This is a genomic window from Corallococcus aberystwythensis (assembly GCF_003612165.1).
Taxonomy (GTDB): Bacteria; Myxococcota; Myxococcia; order Myxococcales; family Myxococcaceae; genus Corallococcus; species Corallococcus aberystwythensis.
Window position 1 is genome coordinate 1 of the sequence record NZ_RAWK01000121.1, and the last position, 15,872, is coordinate 15,872.

A 15,872-nucleotide genomic window follows, 5' to 3' on the forward strand; every position below is an offset into this window, starting at 1 on the left:
CCGCTGACTCGCCCACACCCAGCGGCTAAGCAGGCAACGTGCCAGCGTACGAGGCGTGCGCTGGCTGCCTCACGGATCCTTAAGAGAGGGCCTGAAACAGGCCCGGCGGGGCCCACGGCGGCCGGAAAAAATGCCCGGGCTGGGAAGTTTGTTTCCCAACCTGACCCTGCAGAAAGCACCACCTGTTGCCGCGGTGCTTCCGCGTTCCTAGCTTGCGCCCGGTCTGATTCATGGACCCCTGTGTGGCGGGAGGCGTGGCGTGTACTGGACCATGGGCATCATCTTGATGGTGTTGTGGGTGATGGGGCTGATCACCGGTTCGACGGAGGGGCAGTGGGTGCACCTCCTCCTGGTGTTCTCGCTCATCGCGTTCGTGCTGGGCGTCGCGTCGCTGGGGCGCCGGCGGGGGCTGGCGTGAACCTGCCGGAGCTGGACATGGCGTGGCTGGAGCTGCCGCGGGACAAGGCGGGCTTCGTGCGGCGCGAATGTCCCCGCTGCCAGCGCAACTTCAAGACGCGGCCCAGCCGCCACGACGCGGGGATGCTGCAGCGGCTGCTCGCGGGCTACTTCCCCTTCGAGAACCTCCACGAGGCGTACACGGCGGAGGAGCTGCCCGCGTGGCACTGCCTGTACTGCGGCCACCGCGCGCTGCCGGACGCGTGGCTCACGCCGGAGCAGTCCGCGCACGTGGAGCAGATGGCGCGCGCGTGGGCGAACCACGTGCGGTACGAACAGCTGGCGTACGTGCAGCGCACGCTGTCGCACAACCCGCGGCCCACCTTTGTATCGGTGGCGCCGGAGCCGCTGCCCCGGCCGCTGCCTCCGGATGAGGAGATGCTGCGCCCGCTGCCCATGGTCTGCTGCGGTGAAGAGGTGCAGGCGTCGTGGGAGTGGGATCAGCCGTTCGTCTGTCCGCGCTGCGGCGCGCACCACGGCGGGCTTTCGGGCCGCCAGCAGGTGCACCTGGAGTTCGTGCGCGAGTAGTGGACGGGCAGGGCGCGCGGAGGGCAGGCTCCTTCGCGCGATGAAGCCGTTCCCCGCCTCCCGGGTGGTGTTGCTGGCCCTGGTCCTGCTGGGGCCGGCCGCCGTCCATGCCCACGAAGTGGAGGTCGCGCCTGGGGCGGTGGACGGGTTCGCCGGCTGGGTGGGCGAGGGCATCCGCCACATCCTGGAGGGCGCGGATCATCTGCTGTTCCTCTTCGCTGTATTGCTGGTGGGCGGCACGTTCCGGCGGATCCTCCTGCTGGTGACGTCCTTCACGCTGGCGCACTCGCTGACGCTGGCGCTCACCGCCCTGGGCTGGTGGACGCTGGACGCGCGGGGCACGCGGTGGGCCGAGGCCGCGATCGCCGCCTCCATCCTCTACATGGCGCTGGAGAACCTGCTGCTGCGCCGGCATGGACACCGCGCGGGGCTCACCTTCCTGTTCGGCCTGGTGCACGGGCTGGGCTTCGCGAGCGTGCTCGGCGGCTACGGGCTGGGGACCGCCGTGGTGCCGGCGCTCGTGGGCTTCAACCTGGGCGTGGAGGTGGGGCAGGCGGTGGTGGTGGCCTTCCTGGTTCCCGTGCTGCGAATCGTTCAGCGCAGGCCCCGGCTGCACTCGAAGGTTGTGCGCCTGTCATCCATCTGCCTCGCGGGGGTGGGGCTTTATTGGATGGTTGCTCGCGCGGTCGGTTGAATTGCCCCAGCAGCGTTCCTAGCTTGCGTCTGACGAGGGTGGGGGAGGGACGCTAATGGGTGCGAGGCATACCCGGTTGGCCGCTGCACTGGCCGCCGCGTGGGAGGCGGAAGTGGTGTCAGCCCGACGCATGACGGGGCTGGCGGAGCGCATGAACGATGCGCGGGTCCGGGCACGGCTGATGGTGCTGGCCGCGTTCTGCCGCGCCCATGCGTCACGGCTGCTGGCCCGTCTGGCGGCGCTGGGACGCGGGCCGCTGCCGGTGCCTCCAGAGGACATTGATCTGGACCCGGACACGGTGCTGGAGCTGCGCCGCGAGGGGGCCTTCGCCCGTGCGTCAGCCGCCCGCTACGAGACCACCGCGGAGATGGCGCGCCAGCACGCGGACCTGTCATCCGCGTGGGTCTGCGAGCTGAACCGGACCGAGGAGCAGGACCGCGCCCGTGAGCTGCTCGCCCTGGCGGAAGGCGCCCTGGCGGCGGTGCGCAGGGGCGAGTCCCAGGCCGTGGCGGCCCCCGCGGACTGAAAAGCGGGATGTGACGGGGCCGGGCGCGGCGGATGCGCTCGGCCGGTGACAGTCCTGGCGTGTTGGGCGTATGACTCCGCCCATGGCGAAGGAGAGCTACAACGATCTCATCTTCCAGCTCGGCGACCTGGCCCGGGACGTCCTCCCCGGCAAGCCGAACTGCCCCCGCTCCATGGAACGCGTCTACCGCGCCGAAGAGGTGCTGGAGGCGCGCCGGGACGAGCTGGCGGCGCTGGAAGCGGAGATGAACGACGAGGACGTGGCCTATCAGGACCTCCTGGCGCAGTACGAGGACGACTGCGCCGCCCAGAAGGAGATCACCGGCCGGTTCCAGAAGGCCGTGACCGCGGTGGAGGGCAAGGTCAAGGGGCTGCGCAAGACGCTGGACACGCGCCGCGCCGACCTGCGCTACGCCCTCGCCGGCGTGAAGAAGCTGGAGGCGAAGCTCACGGACCTGGAGATGACCACCCAGGACCCCGTGAAGCTGGACCTCGCCAAGCAGAACCTCAAGAAGAACCGCATCGCCCAGATGCGCCTGGCCCGCGAGGTGGAGGACTGGGAGGCCCAGCTGGCCTCCGCCCTCACGCCTACCCCTGGCCAGCCCGGCGCGGCGGGCATCCTGGCGCACAAGCGCCTGATCGAGCTGGAGGACGCCGCCGCGGAGCAGAAGCTGCAGCACGACGCCCGCATGGCGGAACTCGACCAGGCCATCGCCACCAAGGAGGAGGAGATCAAGGGCGCGGAAGATTATCTGGATCAAGCCCTGTTCCTGCTCGGCGAAGAGGTGTATGCCCAGCGAATCGCGGATGGGCAGCTCAACCCCTTCTACCCGCGGTTGGATGTCGCGCAGTGAGGGGGACGCCCACCCTTGGTGCTTGACGTAGGGGACCTGTTTGCTATCTTGCGCCGCTTCCTGGCGGCCGCGGGTACGCGTGTAGGCCAGTTCATTGAATTCATTGGGCTTTCAGCGCCACGGGCGCTCGCTGTGAGGACGACGTGAAGGGTCTGATTGGCAAGAAGATCGGCATGACCCAGGTGTTCAACGACGAGGGCAACCTCGTTCCGGTGACGGTCATCGACGTCAACACCTGTCTGGTGGTCGGCAAGCGCACCCCGGAGAAGGATCAGTACTCCGCGGTGACCGTGGGCTTCGGCGCGATTCGCGAGAAGATCCTGAACAAGCCGCAGCTCGGCTTCTTCAAGAAGGCCAGCGCCACCCCGCGCCGGCACCTGCGTGAGTTCCGCGTCACGGCCGAGGAGGCCGCGGGCTTCAACGTGGGCGACGCCATCAAGGCGGACATGTTCTCCAAGGGCGAGCTGGTGGACGTCACCGGCATCACCAAGGGTCGCGGCTTCTCCGGCGTCATGCGCCGTTGGAGCTTCAAGGGTTCGCAGACCAAGACGCACGGTACGCACGAGTATCAGCGTCACCCGGGCGCCATCGGTCAGCGTAAGACGCCGGGCCGTACGTACCCGAACAAGAAGATGCCGGGTCACTACGGCGTCGAGCGCGTCACCACGCAGAACCTGACCGTGGTGGACGTGGACGTGGAGAAGGGGCTCGTGCTCGTGAAGGGCGCGGTCGCCGGCCACAATGACGGCATCGTCATCGTGCGCCCCTCCATCAAGGTGGCCATGCGCGCGCAGCACAAGGCCGCGCGGTAGTTCGCGGTCGCTGAACACCGGGGCGCTTCACCGCGCCTCGTGAACGACGCCTCGCTTCGGGCACCTTCGGGTGGCCGGGCGGGGCGTTCGTCGTTTCCGGAGGCGCGAGGGCTCGCATCCCCGTGGAAACGTTGAGTGCTGGTCGCCCTGGGGCCAAAGGGCGAAAACTTTACCGGCCGCCGTTGGGATCCGCTTGCGGTGAAGGGGCGCCGTGCTCACATGGCTGTCCCACGCCGGAGCCTCGCCGTCCAAGCAGACGGGTTGCCATCCGGATCACCCAACGGCCCACCCCCGGGCCGGGCAGGAGATATGAAAGCACGCACGCTTCGCGTCTTCGCCGCGCTGAGCCTCTCGCTGACGGCGCTCGGCGCCGCCGCACAGGAAGACGGCGTCCTGGACTCGGCGGTCGTCCGCAACCGGCTCTACAAGCCCGCGGGCCATCCGGAGCTGTCCCTGTCCGTGGGCCTGCCAGTGCAGACGCACCTGACGGCGCACTACTTCTTCAACGCCGGCCTGGCCTACAACCTCTTTGACACGTTCGCGCTGGAAGCCCGCGCGGGCTACGCCGCCAGCCGCCACACGGGCCTGGCGCGCTCCATCTCCGAATCCTTCCTGGACCGCGAGGACAAGCGCGTCACGGACGAGCTGGAGGACATGTGGCGGATGGGCCTGCACGGCGTCGTTGGCGCCCGGTGGGCTCCCATCTACGGGAAGATCAGCCTGGTCGCGGACATCCCGGTGCACTTCCAGACGTACCTCTGGGCGGGCGGCGGCCTCACCAACCTGAAGCGCCAGTCCGTCATCCAGTGCACCCAGGTGGTGGACCGGGCCGCGGGCGTCTGTGACAACCGCACGGCCGTGGATGACCGGGGCAGCGCCACGGAGAACTACTGGGTGAAGGAGTCGCGCGTGGCGCCGGTGGTGTCCGCCGCGCTGGGCTTCCGCTTCTTCATCAAGGAGCAGCACGGCATCCGGCTGGAGCTGCGCGACTGGATCTTCAAGGACAGCTACCGCGTGAACCTGCTGCGCGACGACTGGGAGGCCGGCAATCCCACCGGCGAGCCCGCCGGCAGCCCGGGCCTCACGCACCTGGTGCAGTTCGACCTCGGCTACACCTTCTCCTTCTGACCCCTTCCTATGCGACCCTTCCGTTCCATCGCGCTCCTCGTCGCCGCGGTGCCTGCCCTCGCGTTCGCGCAAGGCGCCGCCCCGGCGCAGCCGCCGGCCGCTCCGGGCTCGGATACGACCGCGCCGGCCTCTCCTTCTCCCGCGGAACCGCCGGAGCGCCAGCGCACCCAGCGCGACGCGCCCGCCGTTCCCCAGTCCACGCCGGAGGCCGCGCCGGCCACGCCGTCCGCGCCCGCTGCCACCGGCGAGGACGACACGGACAGCACGCCGTCCGCCCCGGCTCCGGAGGCCCAGGCTCCGGCCGCCACCCCGCCCGCGGACGCGCCGGTGCTGGACACCGGTGAGGCGCCGCGCACCACGGACGCGCAGCAGCAGCGGCTGGTGAATGGCGCGCCGCTCTACAACCCGAACGTCAACGTCCACATCGTCCAGAAGAAGCGCTTCGCGGACGAGGGCAAGCACGAGCTGGTGCTGTACCCCGGCGTCGTCCAGGTGAACGGCAAGTTCACCAACCACGTGGGCACCGCGCTGCACTACGTCTACCACCTGCAGGAGAACTTCGCCCTCCAGGTGGGCGGCCAGTACAACTGGTACTCCGACGAGAGCGACTTCAACCTGGAGCTCATCGACAAGGTGCGCGAGCAGGCCCAGGCCGCGTCGTCGCTCCTGCTCCAGTGGGGCGCGCACGCGGGCGTGGAGGTGACGCCGCTCTACGGCAAGTTCGCCTTCTTCAACAACTCGCTGGCGCAGTTCAGCCTGGTGCTGTCCGGCGGCGCGGGCATTGGCAAGACGCGCCACCTCATCCGCCCGGAAGTGGCCAACGAGGTGGAGGGCCAGACGTACCAGGTGCCCGCGCGCTTCGGCGACACGGGCAACAAGTTCCTGGGTGAGGTGGGCGGCGGCTTCCGCGTGCAGTTCGGCGAGTCCTACGCCATCCGCCTGGAGGTGCGCGACCTCATCTACACCGCGCGCGTGGACAAGGTGGACGGCTGCAATCTGGCGGACTTCGAGGCGCTGGAGGCCGCACGTGCCGCCAACCAGCCCTTCGAGGGCCTCAACCTGAGCGGCAGCTGCAAGGTGGCGAAGTTCGACGGCGTGGACCCGGAGACGAAGAAGAACTACCGCGAGGACATCATCCTCGGGCGGGATCTCGTCGCCGAGCCTTCGTCGGACGTCCTCAACAACGTCAGCTTCTACGCTGGCTTCTCGGTGCTCTTCTAACCATGTCCCGACTGCTCCGACTCCTCGTCGTCCTCGGGCCCCTCGCCGTTCCCGCGGTGGCCTTCGCCCAGCAGGACGTGGGCACCTACAACCGCGCGCTGTCCGCCTTCAATGAGGGCAAGCTCGACACCGCCGCCCCCCTCTTCGCGCAGCTGGCGGAAGGGGAGGACGCGGACCTGAAGGGCAAGGCCGAGTTCTACCTGGCGCAGACCTTCGCCAAGAAGGAGCTGCCCGTCGCGGCCTTCATCTCCTACGCGGCCATCGTCAACGCCGGCCCCAAGCACCCCTCGTACCTCAAGGCCATCGAGGGGCTGGTGGACATGCAGCAGCGGCTGGACGAGCAGAACCTCATCCCCAGCATCCTCAACCAGGCCTACACCGACGAGGTGCGCGACCAGTGGGTCACGCTGCCCAAGGAGGTGCTCGCGCGGATCAACTACCTCGTCGGCACCGCCAGCCAGCGCCGCATGCGCTTCGAGGAGTCCCGGTCGCTGCTGGAGGCCGTGCCCGCCGACAGCCGCGTCTACGCGAAGGCCCGCTACCTCCTGGGCACGGTGCTCGCCGACCCGCGCTTCCCGGGCCGTCCCGGGGAAGGGGACACGCTGGACAAGGCGGCCATCGCCGCGTTCCAGACCGTGCTCAAGACGAAGGAGCCGCAGGTGGAGCTGCCGGAGACGCGTGAGCTGGCGCTCCTGGCGCTGGGCCGCGTGCACTACCGCCGGGGCGAGTACGCGGACGCGGTGAAGGCGTACGAGGGCGTGCCCCGCTACGCGCGCTTCTGGGACCAGTCCCTGTTCGAGAACGGCTTCGCCCGCTTCCAGGACGAGGACTTCGGCGGCGCGCTGGGCAGCCTCCAGGCGCTGCACGCGCCGCAGTTCGAGGGCGCCTTCCAGCCCGAGTCGTGGATCCTCAAGGCCACCGTCTATTACTACTCGTGCCTCTATGACGAGGTGAAGACGACGCTGGCCGCGTTCGACGAGCGCTACGGCCCCATGGCGAAGCAGCTGGAGCCCTTCACCGGCGAGGACGTGGCGCCCATCAACGCCTTCAACCTGGTGTCCTCCGAGAACCGCCGCCTGCCGCGCGCCGTGTACCTGTGGATCCGCAACAACGAGCGCATCCGTGAAGTGATGCGGACCCTGTCCCGCGTGGATCAGGAGAAGCGCGCCATCAGTGAAGGCCCGTGGCGCGGCACGCCGTTCGCCGCGCAGACCGTGGCGTCGCTGGAGGACATCCGCACCACGCTGCTCCAGGTGGGCGGCACGCTGGCCAAGAACCGCATCAAGGAGGCCGCGGACAACCTCCGCACCTTCTCCGACCAGGCGGAGATCATCCGCGTGCAGACGGCGCTGGATGAGAAGGACCTCTTCTCCGAGGGCGTGGACCAGAAGGCGCTGCTCACCCGCCAGACGCTCTACCGCCCGAAGATGCCCGGCGCCGCCTACAACTACTGGCGCTTCCAGGGCGAGTTCTGGATCGACGAGATCGGCTACTACCAGTACACGCTCAAGCGGGGCTGCCCCGCACGCCAGGAGAAGTAACAGGGGGAGCCCCCCCGCCTGCCTGGCAGCCACCGGCAGCACCCTCGAGGCCCCGCCACCGTGACTTTGGGTCACGGAGGACGGGGCCTCTTCGCGTGATGTTGAGTCCTGGATGGTGGCTCGGCGTGATCGCGTACGCCGGGGCACAAGGCATGTTCCGGGCCACTTCTCAATCTGGGTACCCGCGTCTACTTTCCGGCGTCCCTCCCAACTGGGCAGAAGTTTTCCCAGGGTGGCGAGGCGCGGTTCTCCAGGAGCTCGCATGAAGGTGGTTCTTCGGTTCGGTGCACTGGCGGTGGGCGTCGCGCTCGCGGCCGGTGGGGTGGGGGAGGCGGCGGAGCCGACGGCACCGCCGCGTAAGGTGGCCACGAAGAAGTCCGCTTCGGGCAAGAAGGCGGAGGCCAGGAAGGCCGAGGCCGCGAGCAAGAAGGACAAGGAGGAGGCGAAGAAGGCGGAGCTGCCGCCCGGCGTCTCGCCCCAGGACATGCGCAAGGGCCCGGCGCGGGTGAAGCCCGCCACGGCCAAGTTCGCGGACGTGCCGCGCATCGCGGACTCCAAGAAGGACGCGCTGGCGGACAAGAAGCGCGACGAGGCCATCGAGGGCTTCAAGCGCCTCATCCCCAAGCTGCAGGAGACCTCCACCCAGAAGGCGGAGATGCAGTACCGCCTGTCGGAGCTCTACTGGGAGAAGTCCAAGTACCTCTACCAGCTGGAGATGGAGAAGTTCCTCGCGGCGGAGAAGGCCTACGACGCCGCCGTGGCGCGCGGCGAGAAGGCCACCGCGCCGGAGCAGGACCACCGCGACTCGGAGCGCTACCGCGCCGAGACGATGCGCATCTACGAGGCCATCCTCAGCGAGTACCCGGACTACCCGGCCCGCGACGAGGTCCTCTTCTCCCTGGGCTACAACCTCTACGAGCTCAACCGCCGCCAGGACGCGGTGGCGCGCTACGAGGAGCTGATCCGCGACTTCCCGAAGTCGCAGTTCGTCCCGGACGCGTACATCCAGCTGGGCAACCACTACTTCGAGAACAACAAGCTCGCGCCCGCGAAGGAGAACTACGAGAAGGCGCGCGACTCTGGCGTTCCCAAGATCTACGCCTACGCCACCTACAAGCTGTCCTGGTGTGACTTCAACGCGGGTGACCTGGACGCGGGCCTGAAGAAGCTCCACGAGGTCGTGGACTACGCCAGCCAGCGCGGCGAGGAGCTGGGCGACCTGCGCACGGAGGCCCTCAACGACCTCACCGTGTTCTACGTCCAGCTGGATCAGCCGAAGGAGGCGCTCGCCTACTTCAAGCAGAAGGCCCCGGCCAAGCGCCAGGGCCGGCTCCTGGCGAAGACGGCCGCGGGCCTGGTGGACGCGGGCCACTTCGACAGCGCCATCCTGGTGTACCGCACGCTCATCGACGACTCGCCCATGGGCGCGAACGCGCCGGAGTACCAGCAGGCGGTCGTGCGCGCGTACGAAGGCCTGCGTCAGCGCCAGCAGGTCCGCAAGGAGATGAAGCGGATGGTGGACCTCTACCGCCCGGGTGGCGAGTGGTGGACCGCCAACGCGTCCAACGCGGGCGTGCTGCGCAACGCCTTCAGCGTCACCGAAGAGGCGATGCGCGTGATGGTCACCGAGTACCACCAGGAGGCGCAGAAGACGCGCCAGGTGGAGACCTACCGGCTGGCTCGCGACATCTACAAGCAGTACGTGGACGCGTTCGCCTCCAGCGACAACCCGGAGTTCGTCGCGGACTCCGCCTTCAACATCCGCTTCTTCTACGCCGAAATCCTGTGGGCCCTGGAGGAGTGGGAGGCCGCCGCCGGTGAGTACGACGCCGTGGTGGCGTTCAAGATTCCGGACCGCGACTCCGCGAAGGAGGTCTCCAACGAGGCCTACCGCAAGTCCGCCTCGTACAACGCGGTGCTCGCCTACGACAAGCTCGTCAAGATTGAACGCGGCCAGCTCTCCAAGAGCGACCTGAAGGACGGCCAGAAGGTCGACGAGAAGAAGGACAAGGGCGACGTCGCCAAGCAGAAGCTGGTGAAGCGCGACGCCAAGGAGCAGGCCGAGCAGCCGCTCACGAAGTTCGAGGACCGGCTGGTCGCCGCGTGCGACACGTACAACACCCTGTTCCCGGGCAACCAGGATGAGATCGACCTGCGCTACCAGGCGGCCGTCATCCTCTACGACCGCGCGCACTTCGTGGACGCGGCCCGCCGCTTCGGGGAGATCATCGAGAAGTTCCCGGAGGAGCGCCGCTCGCGCGACGCCGCGGACCTGACCATGTACGTGCTGGAGAGCCGCGAGGAGTGGCAGGAGCTCAACACGCTCTCGCGCAAGTTCCTGGGCAACAAGAAGCTGTCCAAGCCCGGCTCTGACTTCGCGCTGCGCGTCTCCCGCGTGGTGGAGGGCAGCCAGTACAAGTACGTGGACGAGGTCATCTACAAGAAGGAGAAGAACCCGGCGAAGGCCGCCGAGGAGTTCCTCGCCTTCGTGACCGAGTTCCCCAAGTCGGAGAACGCGGACCGCGCCCTCACCTACGCGATGGTCATCGCGCAGGAGGCCGGTGAAGTGGACAAGGGCATCACCGCCGGTGAGCGCGTCCTCAAGGAGTACCCGAACAGCAACTTCGAGCTGCAGACGCGCTACACGCTGTCCGGCCTCTACGAGAAGGTCGCCGAGTTCAAGAAGGCCGCGGCCATGTCCGAGTCCTTCGTCGCCGAGTACGACGCGGCGATGAAGGCCCGCGAGTCGCAGTCCAAGAAGGACAAGGAGAAGAAGGCCGCCACGGTCGCGAAGAAGGACGATACGCCGGGCGCCGTGGAGGACGCGGAGTCCAAGCGCGCGCAGAAGGCCGCCGAGCGCAAGGCACAGGTGGACGCGGCGGGCGCGTGGGTGGCGGACGCCCTCTTCAACGCGGGCGTCTGGTACGACGGCCTGGGCGAGTCCCAGAAGGCCGTCACCGCGTGGAACAGCTACCTGACGCGCTTCAAGGACCGCAAGGACGTGCCGCAGGTGGCGTTCTCCATCGGCCTCGTCTGGGAGAAGGAGAAGAAGTGGGGCGACGCGGCCCGCGCCTTCAACCGCTTCGTGGAGGAGTACGGCCGCGACTCGCGCACCGCCGCGGGGCAGCCGTACCTGGCGCGCTACCACGAGCTGCTCGCGTACCAGAAGATGAGGGACGTGCGCGGCCAGGAGAAGGCGCAGGAGGAGCTGGTGCGCGGCTGGAACAAGCTGGCGGAGGGCGTGCGCAAGGACACCGCGGTGCTCAACGCGTACGGCCACGCGCGCTTCCTGGCGCTGGAGCCCACGTGGAAGCGCTTCTCGGACATCAAGTTCACGCGCGTCTCCACCATCCGCCGCGACCTGACGGCCAAGCAGAAGGAGATGCAGCGCGTGGAGAAGGAGTACGCGGCGGTGCTCGCCACGGGCTCCGGCGAGTGGGGCATCGCGGCGCTGACCCGCATCGGCCTGGCGTACGCGGACTTCGCTCGCAACATCATGGACTCGCCGGATCCGTCCGGGCTGGATGACGAACAGCTCAGCATGTACCGCGGCGAGCTGGAGAACCTGGCCATGCCGCTGGAGGAGAAGTCCAGCGAGGCGCTGGAGAAGGGCCTCCAGAAGGCCTACGAGCTGGGCATCTACAGCGAGTGGACGCTGGCCGCGCAGGATCAGATCAACAAGCTGCGCCCGGGTGCCTACGCCCAGGTGAAGCCGGTGACGTACCGGGGCAGCAGTGATTCGCGCATCGCCGCGGGCGTGCTGAAGGACCTCAACGGGCCCATCAGCGCTTCCGCGGAGCCCAAGCCCGCCGTCGCGCCTCCCGCTCCGGAAGGCGTGCCCGCCGAGGGCGAGAAGCCGGCGGCGCCGGAGGGGACGGGCGCCGCGAAGCCCGAGCCCACCGCGTCGCTCGAGGGGGTGCGGCCGTGAAGACGAACCACAGCATCGACATCAGCAGCCAGTTGAAGGGGATGGGGACGACGGGGATGAACGGCTTTCGCACCAAGCGGATGTTCCTGGCGGGGGCCTTCGCCTTCGCCTTCACCACGGCCTGCGCCACGGGCCCCCGGCCCACGCCGGTCGCGATGAACGCGGTGGAGAGGCCCGCCGCCACCGTCCCCGCCGCCGCGCCCAAGGCCGCTCCGGCAGCGAAGGGCGACGTCGACGGCCAGTTCGCGCAGGCCCTGAAGGCCTACGAGGCCGGGGACCTGGACGCCGCTCGCAAGGGCTTCGAGGCGGTCGTCTCCCAGGAGCCCAAGGCGCTCAACGCGCGCTTCAACCTGGGCGTCATCGCGGAGAAGCAGGGCCGCCCGGCGGACGCCCGCGCGGCGTACGAGCAGGTGCTGGCCATCGACCCCGCGCACACCCCGTCGGTGATGAACCTGGGGCTGATGCACCGGCACGCGGGCCAGCTGGACGAGGCCCTCTCGCTCTACACCAAGGCGCTCGGGACGCCCGGCCACGAACACGACGAGCCCGTGCTCAACGCGCTGGCCGCGACGTACCGGCTGGCGGGCAAGCTGGACGAGGCGGAGGCCACCGGCCGGCGCGTGCTCGCGCGCAGCAAGGACAACCCGGAGGCGTACAAGACGCTGGCGCTGGTGGCGTACGACCGGGGCCAGTACCGCCTGGCGGAGCTGCTGGTCATCAACGCGCGCAAGGTGGCGCAGGACGACCCGGCCATCTCCAACACGCTGGGGATGATCTACCTGAAGATGGACGACCGCCCGCGCGCGCTCGCCCAGTTCCAGAAGGCCGTGTCGCTGGATGACAGCTTCGCCCCCGGCCACCTCAACCTGGGGGCCCTGGCGCTGAGCTACCGCGACTACGCGGGCGCGGAGAAGGCCTTCACCAAGGCCCTGTCCCTGGAGCCCGACGGCCTGGAGGGCCAGCTGTACCTGGCGTACGCGCTGGACGGTCAGAAGGGCCTGGATCCGAAGAAGGGCGTCGCCGCGGGCGAGGTGTTCGAGAAGGTGCTCGCGCGCTCCGCGGACAAGCCGGAGGCGGTGTGCGGCGCGGGCTGGGCGTACGCGTCCGACCGCGCGGGCTTCGAGAAGGCCATCGCGTTCCTGGACCGCTGCAAGGAGCTGCCTGTCTCCACGGATCAGGACAAGCAGCTCATCACCGCCAAGGTGAACGGCCTGCAGAACATGCTCAAGAACCCGCCGCCAGCCCCGGCTCCGGCCGCCACGGCGGAGGCGGAGGGTGAGGCCAAGAAGGACGCGGCCGCCACCGGTGGCGCGGGTTCGTCCGTGATGAACCAGCTGCCCCAGGACACCAGCGCGCCCGAGCAGGAGGCCCCGGCGGAGGGCGCCGAGGCGGCTCCGGCCGAAGCTCCGGCCGCGCCCGCCGCTGATCAAACGTCTGGCAATGGACAGGCGGCTCCGGCGCCTGCTCCGGCGCCCTGAAGAAACAACAGTCGCCCTGGCGGGAGGGATGAGAACTTTCTTCCCTCCTCCAGCCGTCCAGGTGCAAGCGGCCGGGCGACTCCCTTAGAATCCAGGGACTTGGAGTTGGTGCGAGCCCTGCAATGGAAGCGCGAAGCGGGCCTGGCGGAGACATCACATGAAACGACTGCTGGCAGCGATGGTGATGGTGGGGGGACTGGGAGTGGCGGCTCCCGCCCTGGCGCAGGACAGCGGCAAGGACTCGGTGAAGATCATCCAGGAGGAGGATCGCACCGTGTACCGCAAGAAGACGGTGATTGATTTCACGGATGTGGCGGTGGAGGGCGAGCTCACGAAGCCGGAAGGCTCCTACGTGCTCAACCGCAAGAAGACGGATTTCCAAAGCCTCATCAAGGTCCGGGAGAACTTCGACCCGGAGCTTCAGAAGTCGGCGGACAATCTCTAGACAGCACACGTGGCGTTGAACGTTTTCGGGACGGGAAGGGAAGAAGGAAGAACTTCATGGCGGCGGCGAGAAAAAACGGTTTGACGCTTCGGATCACCACCCCCGACGGCTCCATCCAGGAGACGGTTTCGGAGGCGGAGAGTGTCATCGTGGGGTCGGGCGCCCAGGCGGCGGTGAAGATTCAGGATCCGCGCGTGTCCAACCTCCACGTGATGCTGAAGGTGGACAACGATGGCTCCGTGACGGCCATCGACCTGGGCAGTGAAGGCGGCACCCAGGTGTCCGGGCAGAAGCTCATCATCCCCACGGCGCTCAAGCCCGGGGACGTGCTCACGGTGGGCACCTCGAGGGTGGAGGTGCTCTTCGGTGACACGCCCCGGCCGGTGGCTCCGGCTCCGGCGGCGGCGGTGGCCCAGCCTGGCGTGTTCCAGCAGCGCCCGGTGATGCCTCCGGCGGCGCCGGTCGCGGCGCCGGTGGCCCACGCGGCGCCGGTGCCTCCCAACATGCGGCAGGCGCCTCCGCCTCCGCGGCCGGCGATGAACGCGGCCAACGTGGTGGGCACGGTGAGCACGCCGCGCTCCGCTCCGGCGGGCGCGATGGGCACGCAGGTGTCCACGAACGTGACGTCCACCCCGGTGTTCGGCCCCGCCGCGCCCGCCGTGGCGCCGCGCAAGGCCACGCCTCCCCAGGTGGCGGCGGCCCGCAAGCCGCAGCCTCCGCCGCACCTGCAGGAGCCGCTGCCCCGCGACGCGCAGCCGACGCCTGACGCGAAGGTGTTGCAGGTCTCCATGCTCTGGGGCGACCAGATGCTGGAGGTCCAGCACTTCAAGGACGGCGCGCCGGTCACCATCGGCGAGGGCGCGAAGAACACCTTCACCGTGTTCTCGCCGCAGGTGGGCAAGAGCCACGTGCTGGCGGTGAGCAAGGGCGACAAGCTGGAGCTGCGCGCTCCGGCGGGCTCCGGCGTGTTCGTCACCAACAACGGTGACGTGCGCACGAAGGACGCGCTGCGCGCCGCGGGCCAGCTCAACACCGCCACGCCGGACCAGGAGCAGCTCTTCAGCCTGGGCCTGCATGACCGGGCGGAGGTGTCGCTGGGCACGGTGGCGTTCGTGATGCGCTACGTGAAGCCGTCGCCGGCCATCCTGGCGACGTCGCTGTCCGACCGTGACTTCAGCTTCTTCAAGATCGCCGCCATCTGCATCCTCGCCGCAGCGGCGTTCGTCACCGCGATGCTGCTGACGCCGCACACGGAGACGAAGTCCGCGGACGACGTCTTCGAGTCCCAGCAGCGCGTGGCCAAGTTCCTCATCGCCCCGGCGAAGAAGGAGGAGGCGAAGAAGCTCCAGCTCTCCGGCGTGGAAGAGGGCGCCAAGGCGAAGGACGAAGAGGGCAAGTTCGGCAAGCAGGAGGCGAAGCAGGAGGAGGCCGCGCCCTCCAAGCCGGGCACCCCGGTGGTGGACAAGAGCAAGAAGGAGAAGGACCGCCAGGTGGTGGGCAAGGTCGGTCTCCTTGGCGCGCTCAAGGGCATGAAGGGTGGCGCGTCGGACGTGTTCGGTCCGGGCGGCATCGGCACCGGCATCAACAACTCGCTGGGCGGCCTCAAGGGCGGCGCGGCCATGGGTGACGCGCACGGCGTGGGCGGCCTGGGTTCGCGTGGCACGGGCAACGGCGGTGGCGGCACGGCGCTGGGCATCGGCGGCCTGGGCACCCAGGGCAACGGCCGGGGCACGGGCGGCTCGGGCGGCATCGACCTGGGCGGCCGTGGCAAGTCCGTCACCAAGGTCATCCCCGGCAAGACGACGGTGATTGGCGGCCTGGACAAGGACGTCATCGCCAAGGTCATCCGGCGGCACCAGAACGAGATCAAGTACTGCTACGAGTCGGAGCTGAACAAGAACCCGGCGCTGGCTGGCAAGGTCGCGGTGGCCTTCACCATCGACCCGGCGGGCGCGGTCGCGGACGCCAGCGTGTCCGAGTCCACGCTGGGCAGCACCCCGGCTGAGCAGTGCATGATCTCCCGCATCCGCCGCTGGAAGTTCCCGGAGCCCAAGGGCGGCGGCGTGGTGAACGTGACGTACCCCTGGCTGTTCTCGCCCTCGGGCGCGGACGCCGCTGAGTAGCGCCAAGGCGCGATTCGTAGACTGGAAGACCGAAGTGGCGTGGACGAAACGGTCCACGCCATTTTCGTTTTTCTCAGCTGCCGTTTCGTGCCGGGCGTCACTACTGTCCGTCCCGCTGCTGCCCGGAGTGTGAGGGAGC

Annotated in this window: 13 protein-coding genes; all 13 read left to right on the top strand. The window is 68.9% G+C overall.

Going from position 1 to position 15,872, the window contains the following annotated elements; all coding sequences use genetic code 11:
* The first annotated feature begins 271 nt into the window (after positions 1-271).
* The 13 genes from D7W81_RS20685 (at position 272) to D7W81_RS20745 (ending at position 15,733) form a co-directional block, all read left to right on the top strand.
* A complete protein-coding gene (locus D7W81_RS20685; RefSeq protein WP_216619045.1) occupies positions 272-418 on the top strand; it encodes a lmo0937 family membrane protein in 147 nt (48 codons plus the stop codon).
* Positions 415-984: a hypothetical protein gene (locus D7W81_RS20690; RefSeq protein WP_244227320.1), complete on the top strand. Its 570-nt coding sequence runs from the start codon at positions 415-417 to the stop codon at positions 982-984. The genes D7W81_RS20685 and D7W81_RS20690 overlap by 4 nt, the downstream gene beginning before the upstream one ends.
* 40 nt (positions 985-1,024) lie before the next feature.
* The gene (locus D7W81_RS20695) at positions 1,025-1,678 is read left to right on the top strand and encodes a HupE/UreJ family protein (protein ID WP_120557110.1); all 654 of its coding nucleotides are present in this window, start codon (positions 1,025-1,027) and stop codon (positions 1,676-1,678) included.
* Between the two features lie 115 nt (positions 1,679-1,793).
* A complete protein-coding gene (locus D7W81_RS20700) occupies positions 1,794-2,204 on the top strand; it encodes a hypothetical protein (RefSeq protein WP_244227321.1) in 411 nt (136 codons plus the stop codon).
* A gap of 82 nt (positions 2,205-2,286) precedes the next feature.
* A complete protein-coding gene (locus tag D7W81_RS20705; RefSeq protein ID WP_120557112.1) occupies positions 2,287-3,057 on the top strand; it encodes a hypothetical protein in 771 nt (256 codons plus the stop codon).
* A gap of 143 nt (positions 3,058-3,200) precedes the next feature.
* Entirely contained in the window at positions 3,201-3,869 is a 669-nt protein-coding gene (gene rplC, locus D7W81_RS20710; RefSeq protein ID WP_120525748.1) for a 50S ribosomal protein L3, read from the top strand.
* A gap of 309 nt (positions 3,870-4,178) precedes the next feature.
* Positions 4,179-4,997, top strand: a complete 819-nt coding sequence (locus D7W81_RS20715) for an outer membrane beta-barrel domain-containing protein (protein ID WP_120557113.1) — start codon at positions 4,179-4,181, stop codon at positions 4,995-4,997.
* A 9-nt stretch (positions 4,998-5,006) separates the two neighbouring features.
* A complete protein-coding gene (locus D7W81_RS20720) occupies positions 5,007-6,218 on the top strand; it encodes an outer membrane beta-barrel domain-containing protein (RefSeq protein WP_120557114.1) in 1,212 nt (403 codons plus the stop codon).
* Positions 6,219-6,220: 2 nt separating this feature from the next.
* Positions 6,221-7,759, top strand: a complete 1,539-nt coding sequence (locus tag D7W81_RS20725) for a tetratricopeptide repeat protein (protein ID WP_120557115.1) — start codon at positions 6,221-6,223, stop codon at positions 7,757-7,759.
* 262 nt (positions 7,760-8,021) lie between these two features.
* Complete coding sequence (locus tag D7W81_RS20730) at positions 8,022-11,687, top strand: tetratricopeptide repeat protein (protein WP_120557116.1); 3,666 nt, start codon at positions 8,022-8,024, stop codon at positions 11,685-11,687.
* Complete coding sequence (locus D7W81_RS20735) at positions 11,684-13,165, top strand: tetratricopeptide repeat protein (RefSeq protein WP_120557117.1); 1,482 nt, start codon at positions 11,684-11,686, stop codon at positions 13,163-13,165. Before D7W81_RS20730 ends, D7W81_RS20735 begins: the two co-directional genes overlap by 4 nt.
* Positions 13,166-13,322: 157 nt before the next feature.
* Positions 13,323-13,610, top strand: a complete 288-nt coding sequence (locus D7W81_RS20740; protein WP_120557118.1) for a hypothetical protein — start codon at positions 13,323-13,325, stop codon at positions 13,608-13,610.
* Between the two features lie 56 nt (positions 13,611-13,666).
* A complete protein-coding gene (locus D7W81_RS20745) occupies positions 13,667-15,733 on the top strand; it encodes a TonB family protein (RefSeq protein ID WP_120557119.1) in 2,067 nt (688 codons plus the stop codon).
* The last annotated feature ends 139 nt before the right edge of the window (positions 15,734-15,872 follow it).